Source organism: Pelomonas lactea, assembly GCF_043555885.1.
Lineage (GTDB): Bacteria > Pseudomonadota > Gammaproteobacteria > Burkholderiales > Burkholderiaceae_C > Pelomonas > Pelomonas lactea.
This window is the reverse complement of record NZ_JBIGHX010000006.1, coordinates 337,106-352,759: the sequence shown is the minus strand read 5'-3', so window position 1 is coordinate 352,759 and position 15,654 is coordinate 337,106. Positions and strand designations below refer to the sequence as shown.

Annotated in this window: 1 protein-coding gene (running past one end of the window); it reads right to left on the bottom strand. The window is 69.7% G+C overall.

What is annotated here, in order from left to right; all coding sequences use genetic code 11:
• Nucleotides 1-15,654: part of a calcium-binding protein coding region (locus ACG04Q_RS18220; protein ID WP_394512583.1), annotated on the bottom strand (this coding region is incomplete at its 3' end). Its footprint extends 17,374 nt past the window's final position; the window shows 15,654 of its 33,028 annotated nt.

Here is a 15,654-nt window from a genome sequence, read left to right as displayed (position 1 = left end):
TGGCGATGCGCACGCCGTCGACGTAGATGCCGATCTGCGTGTTGGCCGCGAGGAAGCCCATGCCGCCGGCGTAGTCCAGGCTGAGGGTGTAGGTCGCGCCGGCAATGGTGTCGACGCTGCGCTCCACGCCGTGGGTCTGGTAGGAGGTGCTGCGCCGGCCGTTCATCAGCGCCAGCCATTGGCCACCGTTGCCGGGCATGGCCTGGACGGTGAAGCTGTTGCCGCCGACGTTGGTCATGCGGTCGCCGGACGCCCAGATTTCGAACGCGGCGGTCTTGCCGGTGGTCGGGGTCTGGAGGGTCCAGCCTTCCAGCACGCGGCCGGTGAGGACCGTGGCGGTCGTCGCCGTGTTGGCCGGCGTCTCCCAGCTGGTGGCCAGCAGTTCGCGGCTGACAGCGACGTCGCGCGGGCTCAGCACCAGTGTGGGCGCGTCGGCCACGGCGACGAACTGGGCCGTCAGCACCTGGCTGGTGGTGGCATACGCGCCGGTGGCACCTTCAAGGGCGGTGGCCTGCAGTTGCAGGGCCACGCTGCCGTTGAAGTCGCGCGGCGGGGTCAGCGTGAGGGCGTCGAGCTGCCAGCCGGCGAGGTTGACGACGCGCTGCGTGGCCGTGGGCGTGAAGCTGTGGGTGCCGTCGGACAGCGTGAAGCCCTGACCATCAAGTACAGGCAGTCCGGTCAGCGTCAGCACCAGCGTCTCGGAGCCGTCGTTGTCGACGAGGCCGGCGACGATGGCGTGCAGCGCCAGCGCCACGTCCTCCACGCCGGCGACGGTGTTGCCGCCGGTGACGGTGAGGGTGGGCGCGTCGGCCACGGCCGCAATGTCGACAACCAGGCTGGCCGGCGCGCTGTAGAGCTCGCCGTCGAAGGCGCGGAAGCCGATGCGGGCGTAGTGCTCGCGGCGGTTGCCGTCGCCCGGCGTGGCATAGCCGGCGCCACCGGAGGCATTGGCCGCCGGCACGAAGCGCAGGCCGCGTGCGGCCAGGTCGGCTTCGGTGAAGCGCTCGCCAACCACGACTGCTGCCCAGCTGCCGTCGGCCTGCTGGCGTTGCAGCTGGCCGTCGGCGGGCAGGGCGGTGATCTCGATCTGCAGCGTGCCGGGTTGAGCGTCGGCGTCGCTGGCCGCGAACTGGCCCCAGGTGATGGGCAGCGCCTGGTCTTCCGTCCCCTGCACCTGGCCACCCGCCGCCGTGGGCGACAGGTTGCCGGACGGGGTGTCGGACAGCATGCGCACGTCGCGCACGGTGATGTGGCTGTCGGCCGCGGCGAAGCCGAGCAGGTCGAAGCTGAGCAGCGCAGACTTGCCGGCCAGCTCGGGCGCCAGCGTGACCAAGTAGGTGACGCTGCCGTCGGCGTTGACCTGCTTGCGCACGCTGGACGCCAGGCGCTCGACGGCAGGTTGGCCGTTGCGCGCGGTCTGGCGGTTCAGCAGCGCGTCGGAACCGGCCAGGTCTGCGCGCCCGGCCAGTGCCAGCCCGGAGTCGGCATCCAGCAGCGCGACCTCGAAGGCGTCGCCGGGGCCGCCGGCATTGGCCTGCAGGCCGGGACCGGCAATGGTGAAGCTGAGGAACCTGTCGCTGGCGCCGATGGCGAAGCCTTGCAGCAGGCGCGCCTGGCGGCCACCGGTCTCGCCCAGCGTAGCGCCGTCGGCCGAGAAGCTGACGTCGCCCTGTGTTGTCCAGCCGGCGCCGTTAGGCGTGCCGGACTGGCCGAAGCTGCCGTTGAGCAGGCTGGCGTTCACGGCGGTGGCAAAACGCGGCAGCGCCACGACAGCGGAGGCGTCGGCGCCGGCCGGAGAGCTTGCCGGCGCGGCGGCGCCCGCAGGGGCGTTGTGCTGCGCCTGCTCTGCCGCGGCCTGCAGACCCGCCAGACGCGCGGCCATCCAGGTCAGCTGCGCCTGCGTGGGCAGACGGCGCTCGCCGGGCTGCAGCGTCGCGGCCATGAAGTCGGCTGCATCGCCGCTGTGCTCCAGCCCCAGCAGATGGCCGTACTCGTGCAACAGCACGGACAGCAGGTCCATCTTGCCGTCGGCGGCACTGCCGGCCTTGGCGCGCCAGATCGTGCCGTCTGCGGTGGGCAGGTAGTCGTCGCTGTTGTCCAGCGGCGTGGGGTCGAGGTACCAGCCGTGGCCGGCGGCGTCGACGCTCAGCAGCAGCGGCGCGTCAACGGCTGACGCTTGGCCCAGCAGGCCCTGGGCAAGCTCCTCAAACGACACCCCGGATTCGGTGGCCTGGGTCAGCAGCTGCGCCAGGTCGCTGTCGCCCTGCATCGACAGCTGATACAGGTACTCGTCCATGTTGGGTTGGACGGCCAGGTCCTGCCAGCTCGTCGTCGACGTAGCCAATGACGTCAGCGCTTGCGTGATTGCCATCAGCGTCGGTGGACGCAGCGAAATGTGGAAATGGTTCTGGTGCGCCTGCTGAGGGTCCATCAGGCCCGCCGGCATGCCCAGATTCGTCAGCGCGTTGCGGATGTTGACGAACGAGTTCGTCGCGCCGGTGCCGCCGACGTACAGCCGCCGCAGTGCGCCGGTAGCCGCTGTGCCGTTGCCAAAAAGAGCATTACGCACGGCATCCTGCTGAGCACCTGCATTGACGAAAGTGATTGAACCACGCGATCCGGCGTCCACGACGCCATTGGTGCTGCTGTCCCGGATCACCGAGTAGACCGCCAGGAAGTCGGACAACGCACTCTGCTGCCGGTTCATGCCGTAGTTGATGTTGCCTTGTGTGTAGTTGTTGGTCTGGGGCAACGTGGTCTGTGCGACCTGGGCGCGGCCATTGGCAATAGACCAGGTGCGTTGCGCCACCGGCAGCAACGTCACCGTCTCGGGCTCGTGCGAGTTGTACTGGTTGCCGTTCTTCGCCGAATCCGGACTCCCGGGTCGTGACTGGCTGATCCATTGGCGGAACCCAAGATCCAGTGCCATGCCCAGATCGTGCGTGGAATGCCCGCCGGGCGTGTAGCCTAGGTTGGCATCCACGGAGCCGTTGAACCGCAATGCACCAGCACGCAACCCTGCAGCGTCAAGACCGGCCGCCAGCATGACGTCCCGAATCCAGCTCGTTCCGAAGCGCTCGACAGAACTACCACTGGCGCCGGTCTGGGTATTGGTCCAGCCAGGCAGGGTCGCGTTGCTTCCGGCGCCCTGGGCAAAGAGCTCCATCCAGTGCGGAGCGTTGAACGCACTCAGCCAGCTTCCCATGCGATCAGCATTGACCCCGTTGGTCGCCACGCCAACCGTCAGCCCCATCGCTGCCGCCCTCAGCCTCCCTGCAAACCCAGCAATATTGGGATCGTGATTGGCAATCTGCCAAGTCGCAGAAGCATTCGTCGCGTCGTAGCTCACGGTGTAGTAGTTCACGACACGATCAAAGAGCCATGCCGCACGGGCCTCCGCCTCGCCCCATGTGCCATCCACAAAGAAGTCGGTGATGGTGTTGTCGTCCGCGGACGGACTTCCCATACCCATGGCGGGGAATCCAAGGTACCGCAGCCGCTGCTCCACCTTCATCGCGTCCAGCCTGTCCACGGTCTGGCCAGCGCGCAACGTGCCTGCCAGGGACAGCGCGGAGTAGCCGGGGTTGTCGACCGGACGATCGCCGAAATAGACCGCGCCGTTCCTCGCATAGTCGTCAAACGCGACCTTCAGCTTGAGATTGGTCGACTGCTTGCCCGCGATGCTGACGAGCAACTCGGCATCCACATGGCCCAAGGTCCTTCCGGCCCGAAGGTCGGCCAGATCGCTTTCCGTGATCTCGCGGAACAGCACGAGAACGCTGGTATCGGCGAACTTCTTGTTGGTCGACGTGGTGAGCTGCGACGTGTTCGCACCCGTCTTTGGCACCGGGTCGGCACTCAAGAGCTTGTCAAGTTGCTGTGCAGCCGTGCCACCACTGATGGCCAACCCATCCGCCGTCGCCAGCTTGACACCGCTGATCAGCTTGTTCTGAGCGTCCTTGCGACGGGTCAGGGCCTCGACAAGCCCCTCGCCAAGACTGATCTTGCCGCGCAGATCTGCTTCCGAAATGGCACCGGTCGGTTTGTCCAGCGCCTCACGGATGCTGCGCGTGATCTCGCTGTTCGGGTTGTCCTTGATGTACCTGACGAAGAACGCTGCCAGATCGAGCGTGACCACATCGCCCGGCCGGAAGCCGCGATCCGTGGCTGGCGTTGCGCCAAACCAGTTGTCGCGCACGTCGATGACGTCCGTCACCTTCTGAGCCGTGCCATTGACGCCCGCACCCTGCGGTGCCGGCGCCTGCGTCGGCGTGACGCCCAGCGGCGGCAGGTCCCTGGGCTTCTCCTTGCCGATGCTGACAGCCATGTTGCCGTCATGCTTCTTGGCCAGCTCGATCAGCTTGCTGATGCTGAACGCCAGCGTATTACTGGGGCCGCCGTACAGGCCGCTCGCCGCCACCAGCAAGGTGTCGCCCATGACGGACAGATCCTTGTAGGTGATCTCGTTCTCGGGCGCCGTGGCCCCCAGGAACTTGGGATTGGCGCCGAACGGGTCCTCGATGACGCCCAGCTTGCCGCCCACCACGACGGTCTTCGCGCTGGCCGAACCGCCAATGGGTGTCGGCGGGCCAAAGGGGCTGAGGTACATGAACATCGGCGCCTCGTACATGGCCTGCCAGTACGGGTCGAGGAACTGCAGGTTGTAGTCGCTGACGATGGCGTACTGCTTGCCATCCACCGTGACGACGACGGCATCGGCCGCGCGCTGGATGTTGAGCCGCTCCAGGCGGATATCGCTGTTCTTCTGCGACAGGTCGAACTGCTTCAGCGTGGCGCCGGTGACGCGGCCGTCCTGCTTGGTGATGGTCAGCGCCGCGAGACCGCGGCTGTAGTCCAGCGCGTGCGTGACGGTGAACTGCGTGCTCGACGTCGTGCCTTCCTTGCCGCGCACCGCGTTGATGGCGTTGGGGCTGAAACCGCCACTGGTCATGCCCGTGGCCTTGGTGACCTTGGCCAGCTTGCCCGTGCCCAGGTTGAGGTCGTTCTTCAGGTCGATGACCAGCACCTTGCCCGGCTGGTCGCTGCTGTTGCGCAGCGACAGGCGTGCCGGCGCCAGCGGTGCGGCGATGACCAGCACGGTGCCCGCCGCGTCCACGTCCATGCCGGCGAAGCCGATGGGCGCGGAGTTCAGCTCGGCATGCTGCAGCTGCATTGCCTTGCCGTAGTTCGGCGAACCCGTGGTCAGCTCGACACGCCACAGCCGATAACCACCACCGCTGCCGTAGCGGTCGCCCTCGGCGACGAACAGCGCGTTGTTGGCCGCCTTGACGGTCGCGATGTTGCGCGCGCCGCCACCCAGCTCGATGGTCGTGAAGATCTTCATGGCCAGCAGGTCCACGCCCCACACCATCCCCTGGCCGGCGATGAAGGCGCGGGTGCCGTCCGGTGTGATCGTGACAGCGTCGACCTTGAAGCCGTAGAGGTAGGCCGGCGTGCCGTTAGCGCCGTTGAACAGCACCGATCCGAGCGAGCCGATCTGCGTCGTCGTGTTGCCGATGGTCTGGTAGAACGTGACCTCCTTGCGGCCCAGCTGGGCGCTGATTTCACCTTGCACGCGCACATTGGCCGGGAGGCTGGCCAACTTGCGCCTGGTGCTCGGGACCTGCTGGCCCTCCTCATTGAGCGTGGCCTCCGTTGTGTAGACCAGCGTCGCGCGCACGGACAGGCTGCCGGCCGCAAAGCCGGCAGGCAATGCGATGTCCAGCAGGCCCGCCGCGGCAGCCATCGTCACCGTCTTCGAGTCGACGACGTTGCCGTTGGTGCCGATGAGCTCTATCAACAGCTCGGGGTTGAGGCTGGCCGCGGGCACTGCGGGGTTGAACCCGCTGAGCTTGAATTCGAAGCGGCCCTGATCCTTGTTGAACTTGAAGCTGGCGCCATCGATGCGCGGCTCGGAGATGCCCGACTCGTCCAGCACGCGCTGCGGCGGCGTCGGCAGCTGCACGGTCTGGATGGACCCCGGCGTGGCCGATGGCAGCGTCACCGTCATCTCGGACGGATTGCCCGGGATGTCGTAGGTGTAGACCTTGATCGTGCTGGCGGCAGCCGCAGCGGGCAGCAGCAGCATGGACGTCATGATGCCCATGCCGACCGCCACACCCGCCAGCGAGCCGGAGCCCATCAGCATCGCGCCGCCGATGGCTGCCGACGTGATGGCCAGCTGCGTCACCGGGTCGTACAGCGCCTGCAGCCGGAAGCCGCGAACCTCGCGGATGGTGCCGCCGACGATCTGGCGGCTGATGATGTACTCGCCCGGCTTCAGCGGGCCGGGGTACGGCGGGCTGGCCGTGCGCGCAACACCGTCGGCACCGACGGTGCCGTTGTCGACAAGCCACCACACGTCCTGCATGACGCCGTTGGCATCCAACAGCTGGCCACGCTTGAAGAAGTACACCGTGTCGCCGGCGTGCAGCTTGCCGTCGTCGGGATCGCCGGCCGCGCGGGCCGCCGTGCTGAAGCCGTCCGCGCCCATCTGCGTCGGGATGGCGAGCTGCATGGGGTACTGCGCGCCCTCTTCCATGTCGAGGCGGAAGGCTGCCACGGCCTGGAACTGATCGGGCACGGCCTGCACCTGGCCGTTCTCGTCGATGCGCGTCGCCCCTTGACCCACCGGGCGCATGCCCGTGGTGGCCTGGATGTCGGCAAGCCGGATGCGGTCGATGCCCACGGCCACGTCGCGCGCCAGTGCACCGGCGCCGATCAGCACCGTTTCGCCGGTGGCGCTCTGCACGATGCCGCCATCGGCCGCCGTGACGGTTACGCGGCTGGGAGTCGGCGTGCTGGGGTCGTTGTCCGTCAACGCGGCGGCACGCACGATCAGGCGCAGCGCGCGTTGGACGAGTTCCTGATGGACGTCTTCGCCGATGACGTTGCCGCTGTCGTCATAGATCGGCGCCGTGAGCGTCACCAGATGCATGACGGTGATCGTCACGTCGCCATCACGCAGCGCCGTCACGAGGCCGGTGGCACTCACCGTCGCAATCGATTCGTCGCTGCTGACGTAGCGGGTGGACGGCTGATCGGCAACAGGCGCGTTGCCGACGTCTTCGCTCAACTCGCTGACGCGGAGCTGCCGGGTGCCGCCAGGCATCAGCGTCAGCGTGCCCGGATAGATGCCGACGTCCACGACCGGCAGGTCGTCATGGCCCGCCTCGGACTCACTGCCATCGGCCGTATCGGGGGCGGTGGCCTCCCGCACGTTCAGTGCCACCACGGCCTTGACGGTACGGCCGTCGCGATCCAGCCGGCTCAGCTCCAGCCAGGCCGCGCCTGCGCTCTGGGCAGACACATGGTCCAGGCCGTCGTTCACACGCACCGGGCTCGTGCCCAGGTAGCCCATGCCCGACAAGTCGACGGCGCGCAGCGTCAGGTAGCTGCCGTCAACGCTGAGGTCGACGTTGCGCTGGTCCTCGAAGTCGCCGACGGCGCGCACGAGCGCGCCCTGGCCGGCCTGCAGCGCACCACGCGGCAGCAGGCGGATGGCCAGCAGCTTGGCGCCGCTGACGTTGACCTGCAGCGTCATGACACCACTGCTGGCGTAACCGTCGTCGGCCTGCACCTCGATGGTGGCCGTGCCGGTGAAGCCGGCCTCGGGCTTGAACAGCAGCGTCTGGCCGTCGCCCGACAGGCGGGCCGTGCCATGCGTGCCGCCCACCACGCGCCAGAACACGCGGTCGCCTTCGAAGTCGGCGGCGATGTCGTCCACCGAGAAGGCCGCGCTCAGCTCGGCGTGGGTCTTGAAGGCGTCCGGCGCGCTGACGGCGACCGGCGCGAGGTTGGCACGCCAGCCATAGTTGGCGTACAGCACCTGGCGGTCGCTGTCGTTGCTGGCGCCATCGCCATTCAGGTCGGCCGAGAAGCCGGCCGTGTCGCTGCCATCCACGCGGCCGTCGCGATTCACATCGCCGGCGACGCTGACCTTGATGGCCACCGGTCCGGTGCCGGTCAGCGTCAGCAGCTTGACGCCCGCCTGCGTGACGCGGATGAGCGTGACGGTCTTGCCACCCAGACTGGCCTGGCCCAGCACCGCGGCGCCTTCGACGGCCAGGCTGGTGCCCGGCGTCGTTTCCACCGCGTAGATGATCGCGCCGGTCGCGCCCGGCGTGCGGGCGGTGCTGGCGAGTTCGCTGTCGCGCACGACGAAGGTGAAGCTCGCCGACATGCCGGCGGTCAACGTGCCGCTCCAGCTGTTGGCCGACGCCGGTGCGCCGACCAGCCAGCCGCCGGCAGCGCCGAACTGCGCCGTGACCGGCTCGCTCAACACGCTGCCGTTGGCGTGGTAGCCGATCAGCTCATTGAGGCTGCCGCTCTGGCCGGCCTGGCCGTAGAGGCTGCGAGCCAGCGCCAGGCGGCCCTGGCCGTCGTAGCGGTAGACCAGCGCAGCCTCCGTGCCGCCGGTCTGGCGGCCGACGATGCGTTCGACGCGGCCGGCGCTGTCACGCTCGAAGCTCACGCGATCGGCGCCGTTGAGGCTGCCGACGAGGGCGACGCCCGCGTCCGACACCAGCCATTGCTGGCCGTCGGAGAACTGCACGCGCTGCACGCGACCGCGCGCATCGAGGCTGTAGTGGGTACCGTCCGGGCCGGTGAGGCGGTAGCCCACCGGCTGCCACGGCAGGCCGGTGGTGCGGTCGAGCAGCCGCTGCCCCTGGGCGGCGAGGGCCACGGGCCGCTCGGCCTCCTCGCCGACGGCCTGCAGCGTCCAGCCCGCGGCGCCGCCGGTGAACACTGGCGTGAGCACCTGGGGCGAGGTGGGATCGCCGGACAGCGGCGTGCTGGCGGTGCCCAGTGAGAAGCTGAGGTACTGCGTGGCAGCGCCCGGCAGCGACAGGCTGGCGGGCAGTTGCAGCCAGACGCGCGCACCCAGCAGCCAGGCCGCTGACGCACCGAGGCTGTCACGGCCGGCCTGGTCGTGGCTGAGGCGGGTGTCCAGCAGCGGCAGCGCCCAGTTGCCCAGGTCGCCCACGCCGCTGGTGTCCAGGCTGCGCGTCAGCGCGAGGTCGTGGCCGCCGAGGCGGAACACCGCATCGGTGGCCTGGGCCTGCACCAGCTGCTTGAACGCCGAGTCGATCAGCACGCGGGTGGTGATCTCGGTCGTGCGGCCGGCGAGGTCCCAGCCGCGCAGGCGCATCACGTAGACGCCGTTGGCCCAGGCGGTCGGGTCCAGCGTCGCGAGGTTGAGGTCGCCATTGACCGGCGCGCCGGTCAGGTCCGCCTGCGCCAGCCGGCGCCAGGCGGACTCGTCCACCGTGTCGCCATTGGACGGCGCCGCCTCGAGCACATAGCCCATCAGCTGCAGGTCGGCGATGCGCGCGGTCAGCGGCGTTGCCGCCGTGATGACGGTGGGCGCGAGGCTGCCGGTGTCCAGCGCCCCCTTGAAGGTCAGCACCGGCGCGGCCGTGTCCAGCGGGTCGCGCACACGCAGCGTCTGCGTGGTCGTGGCGGAGAAGCCGTCGGCATCGGACGCCGTCACGCGCAGTTCCACGAGGCCTGGCGCGCTGGGCGTGATGCGCACGCGGCCCAGGCCGTCCAGCGTCACGGGCACCCAGTCGGCCTGGCCAATGCCGGCGCCGCGCGCCTGCACCACGAGGCTGGCGATGGGGCTGAAGGCGTCGGCACGCACCGTGGCCACGACGACCTGGCCGGGCAGCACGGGCGTGCTGGGGGTCAGGTTGACGAGGATCCTGGGCGCGTTGGCATCGGCCTCGGCGACGACGCGCAGCACGAAGCTGGCGGTCGTCGAGTTGCGGCCGTCGCTGACGGTGGCGAGCACCGTGAAGTCACCGATCTGGCCAGGGCCCGGCGTCCAGTTCAGCCGGCCCTGGGCAGCGTCGTATTGGGCGCCCTGCGGCAGGCCCTGGAAGCTGACGACCAGGCCTGCGGTCTGGGCGGCACCATCGGCATCGAACACGCGCAGTGCACCGGCCGGCGCGCTGGCGCCCTTGACGACGGGCAGCGAGAAGCTCTGGCCCACCAGCAGCGCATGGCTGGCCGTCGTGATCTGAGGCGGGTCGTTGACGTCGAACACGCGCACCTGCACGGAGCGCGTCACCGTGGCCTGGCCATCGGTGGCGCTGAAGTTGAACGTGAAGACGCCCGAGTCGGCGCTGGCGTTGTCGACGACGTCCGCACCCGGCGTCCACTCGAAGTAGCCGGTGGCGGGGTCGAACTGCACGCCGGCGGGCGTGCTGGCGTCATGGATCAGCTGCAACTGCGTAGCGTCGTTGTCGCCGTCGGTAGCGCGCACGGTGAAGGCCAGCGTCTGGCCCTCGGGCACCAACTGCAGCGGCATAGGAATCAGCACCGGCGCCTGGTTGACGTTGGCGACGACGATCTCGACGTCACGCGTGAAGCTGGCGCTGCCATCGCTGGCGGTCAGCTTCAGCAGGTAGCGGCCCGGTGTGCCGCCGCCTTGGTTGTCACTCTGGGCGCCAAAGAGGCCCGGCGTCCAGCGCAGCTGCAGGCGGGTCTGGCCGCCGCTGCCCGCGCTGGGCAGCACCTGCATGCCCGCAGGCAGGCCTTCGAAGGTCCAGTTCAGCGGATCGAGATCGCCGTCCAGGCCGGACAGGTCCAGCACCAGCGGAGACCCTTCGTCCACACGCACGACGCTGCGGTTGCCCGCCAGCGGGTCGCCCTGCACGGCGCCGCCCGTGGCGGCCACGGCGAACAGCGTCGGCGCCGCATTGGTGCCGCGCACGACGATGCGCAGGTCCTTCACCGCGGTGTTGGGCACGGGCGGGTTCAGCGGGTCGACCACGTAGCCCGAGTCGGCAGGCGGCAGGCCCTTGTCGGTGACAGCCAGGCTGATGTCGAAGTTGCCGCTGGTGCCTGACGGTGGCGTCCACACCAGCGTGGCATGGCCGTAGCGCGGATCGCTCTCGATGCGCGCGCCGGCGGGCAGGTTGGTGGCGACGTAGGCCAGCTCATCCTGGTCCAGGTCGGACACGAGGATGGGCACGCGCAGTTCGGTGCCGGCCACGGCGACGACCTGGCTGGGCAGCGTGATGACGGGTGCCTCGCTGGGGCTGCGCACGGTCAGCACGAAGCTGCGGGCCGAGATCTGCACCTGGTTCACATCGCCGTCGCCGTTGTCCTGGGCAACGACGGTCAGCGTGTAGTCGCCGCGCTGGTTGGCGCCCGGCGCGAAGCGGATGTAGCCCTTGACCTGCCCGGCCTGGTTGACCGTCTGCACGTAGCTGGCAAAGCTGGGCAGGCCATAGACCGTGATGGCCACCGGGTTGCCGTCGGGGTCATTGGCCTCGATGGGGATGTCCAGCACGGCGCCGCGATCGACGAAGGCGTTCGTCAGGTTCTGCAGCTCGGGGGCGCGGTTGGCGTTGCGGATGACGATGGGCAGCGTGATCTCGCTGGTCAGCGGCTGACCGGTGCCGTCGCCGTTGTCGGTGGCCTTGACGGTGACCTGGTAGGTGCCCGCCTGGGCGTAGCCCGGCGTCCAGCGGATCTCCAGCGTGTCGCGGTCGAAGACGGCGCCGGCTGGCAGGCCGATGACCTCGTAGTCCACCGTGGACACCGAGCCCTCGCCGCCCGTCAGCGGGCTGGTGGGCGTGAGGCGCACCTTGGGCTCGAAGCTCGGGTTGTCCGGGTCGAAGGCAAACACGCTGATGGACAGCGGCTGGCCCTCCAACACGTCCCAGGACTGCACCGCGTCGAAGACCGGCGCGCCATTGGCGTTGAGCACGTTCAGCACCAGCTCGCGCTCGACGGAGACGCTGACCGGTTCGCCGCCGCCGGCCGGCGTGTAGACGGCCGTCAGACGTAGCGGCACGCGCATCAGCCCCGCCTGGGCGTAGCCGGGCGTCCAGCTGAACCAGCCGGTATCGGCGTCCAGCGTGGCCCCGCCGGGCAGCCAGGTGGCGCTCCACGCCAGCGTGACGGTGGAGCCGTCGGCCTGCGCTGCGCCGCCCGGGATCTGGCCCGGCAGCTGCAGGTTGAAGCGATCGCCCTCGCGCAGCGTCTGCTGCGGCACCGCCGTGAACACCGGCGCGGGCCAGCCCTGCTCGACGGTGACGTTGAAGCGGCGCTGCACCTCGTGCTTGCCGTCGCTGGCGATGACGATGATGTCGCGGTAATGGCCCGCTTGGTCATAGCCCGGCACCCAGCTCAGCACGCCGGTGGACGCGTCGAAGCGTGCGCCGGCGGGCAGGTTGCGCACCAGCAGCGTGACGGTGTCACCGTCCATGTCGGAGGCCAGCAGCGGCAGCTGCAAGCTCTGGCCTTCGGCCAACGTGACATCCTCGACCGCATCGATGACCGGCGCGTGATTGGCACCGGCCACGTCGAGTGTGAAGCGGCGCAGCGACACACCACCGCGGCTGTCGATGACGCGCAGCAGCACCTGGTTGTCGCTGCGATCGGTGGCCTTGGGCGTCCAGCGCAGCGTGGCATGGTTGCCGTAGCCGCTGGCGCTGCTTTCCACCAGCGTATCCTGCGTCAGCGTGAGGCCCGCCGGGCCGCTGACGATCTCCCAGAAGAATAGGCGACCGTCGGTATCCAGCGCGCCGAGGTTGGCCGTCCAGGGTTGGCCGGCGGTGGCGCCGGGCAACGCGGCCGTCTGCAGGTCCAGGCTGCCGTCGGCCTTGAGCTGGCCCAGCACCGGCGGCGCGTTCTCGTAGGGCAGCGCGTAGACGCCATGACCCACGTTGAACTTGACGAGCTGGCCCGCGCCGGGCGTCGTGCCCAGGCTGGCCGCGGAGCGCACGCTGACGGTCTGGCGCTGCAGCGTCTGGCCGAACTTGAGCGGCTGGCCCTGCAGCGCGGTCGTCAGGTCCAGTAGCCACAGCTCGTCCTGCGAACCGTCGCCCTGTGCCGCGCCGACGACGGAGCCGCCGAAGTAGCGGCCCGGGTCGATGAGCAGCGTCAGCGGGCCGCGCAGGTCATCCACGCCGATGTTGGTGATGCTGACGTCGTAGCTGACCGTACCGGTCAGGCGGTCCGCGCGCGTGTCGATGAACTCGATGCGCACGAGGTTGGAGATGTCGGTGACGGCCGTGAACACGAGATCCCAGTCATCGCCCAGCTCGACCTGCTGCACGCTGCGCAGGCCACCATCCACCTCCAGGCGCCAGCCGCCGGCGGGCAGGTTGGGCAGCGTCAGGATGGCGCTCTTGCTGGCCACGTCCCAGCGCACGCTCTCGGGCTGCAGCGTCAGGTTTACGTTGGCGCCGGTCGCGATGAGGCGGTAGTTGGCCGGGTTCAGCACCGAGGACGGGCCGGTGGTGTCGGCGCCATCGGCGCCGGTCCACATGGCCTGGTCGAAGCTGATGGCGAGTTGCGTCAGCGGCAGCGGCACGAGCGCGCCCTCGCCGATGCTGGATGCGACGACCTTGGGCGCCTTGACGGGCGCGAGTTCGTCGATGCGGGTGGTCTGCGCGATGAGGATGCGGCCGTCGGCGGTGGCGACGATGCTCTCGCCGCGCGTGCCGCCGTCGGCGAGCTTGAGCGCACGGCGGCTGCTGAGCTCGATGGCCCAGACGGCGCCCTTGTGCGCGGCCGTGCTGCTGCCGTCGGCCGCCGTCGGCCGCTGCGGCGTGTTGCTGCTGGCCAGCAGCAGGCCCGCGAGGCCCGTGCCGGCCTTGCCGAAGGTGATGCTGTCGACCAGGCCGGCCAGGCGGTACTCCAGCTCGGCGCGGCCCTTGGTGGCGCCGCTCATCGGGAAGCTGACGATGTCGCTCGTCGCCTCGGGCAGCGCGCCGCGCACGTCGCTGCCGGTCCAGCGCACCGCCCACAGGCGGCCGTCCGGCCCGAAGGCGAGGTCGCCGACGCGGGTGTTGCTGAAGTGGGTCCAGGCGCGGTTGGCTTCGGCGGTGGGGTCGAAGATCTCGACGCCGTTGCCGCTGGCCACATAGATGAGGCCGGTGCCCGGCTGGATGGCCAGCGCGTGCGTCAGCGGCTCGCCGGCCGGGGCGCGGGTGCGGCTGATGACGGCACCGCTGGCGGCATCGATCATCATCAGCTCAGCGCCGGTCATGACCCACAGGTTGCCGGCGGCGTCCAGCGCCATGTCGAGGATGGCGGCGGTGGTCGTGAACAGCGGCTGCACGGAGCGGCCGCCGTCCTTGCTGAAGCGGAACACCTCGTTGCGCTCGGTGCCGGCGCTGGCCAGCACGCTGCCGTCGGCCAGTTCGACCATGGCCAGCGCACCGATCTCGCCTTGGCTGGCGGCGAAGCCGCTGGCGAAGCCGCGCAACTGCAGTGGCGCGAGCACGGACTGCAGGTCGCTGCCCAGGCCGCCCAGCGCGGGCGTGATGACGAAGCCGGGCAGGCGCTGTGCGGCCTGTGCGAACAGGTCGCTGGCGGTGTAGTTGCGGTCGGGCGCGGCGGCCGGCAGTTCGGCGGTCTGGTCCAGCGCGTCGGTGACGCCCAGGCCCTGCTGGGCCTCGCCGCGGCTGCCGTCGTCGGGCAGCACGGCGTTGCTGACGCTGGCAGCCTCGCGGTTGCCGGCGTTGTCGGTGGCGACCGCCAGGAACTCGTAGCGGTGGCCGGCCTGGCCGGTGAACAGCGCGGTGCTTTCGGCACCGGCGACCTGCTTCTTCCAGATGCGGAAATCGCCGCCGTCCTCGGCGACGTAGACGGTGACGTGCTTGACGCCGGAGGCGTCGTCGGTGGCCTTCCAGTTCAGCTTGAAGGTGGGCTGACCGGCACTGTCGTTGCCGTTGCTGGTGACGGTCAGCGTCGTCACCGGGGCATCGGCGTCCAGCGTGTGGCTGACGGTGCTGCTGACGATGGGCGGCGTGGCGTCGAAGAACACGCGGGCCGCGGCGGTGATGCTGGCGCCGCTGACGGCCTGGGCGCTCGCGCGCACGGTGTACGACACGAAGCCGCCGGTGGCCTTGCCGTTGGCGTCGGGCGGCAGCAGGCCGCGGCGCGGGTCGTGCAGCACCTCGCCGGTGTCGGGGTCGATGGCCTGCAGCAGCCAGGTGGCCACGCGGGCCTCGGCGTCGATGCCGGCGCTGACGCGCAGCACATAGCCCTTGCCGGGGGCGCCGGTGAAGTCGAAATCGCCCTGGAAGACGGCCTGGCCGTCGGGCACGTGGATGTTGATGTCGCCGATCTTCAGGTCCCCGAGGCGCAGGCTGCGCGAGTCGAGGTCGGGGTCGATGGCCGTCACGAGACGGATTTCTCCCACGGCCGCGCTGGTCGGGTTGTTGAAGCTCAGCGTGTAGGGCAGCGCGTAGTCGGCCGGCAGGTAGGTGGAACCGTTGGCCGCGGGCAGCGCCTGCGGGCCGCGCACGCTGATGGCGGAGCCGGCCTGGGCCTGCGCCTGGGCGGCCTGCTGCAGGTAGCTGGTCAGGTTGAGCGCCTGCGGGCCCAGCGGGCGGAACTTCTCGTCCAGCAGCCCGATGTGGCGCAGGTACTCCAGCTCGGCGCGACCGCCGGCGAACACGTCGAAGCTGATGAAGTGGGTGGCCTGGCCGGCGTGCTGGTCGTAGTCCGCCGGGTTGGGCGCGACGGGCACGGGCACTTCCACGTAGGTGCCGTCATCGGTCTCGCGGACTTCGAGGTAGTCCACCGGTGCATGCGCGGCCTGCGTGTCACCGGCATAGCGGGCGGTATCGCCGTACCACTGCTGCACCTTGCCGAAGAAGGCCACCAGGTCGGCCTGCGTGCGGTAGT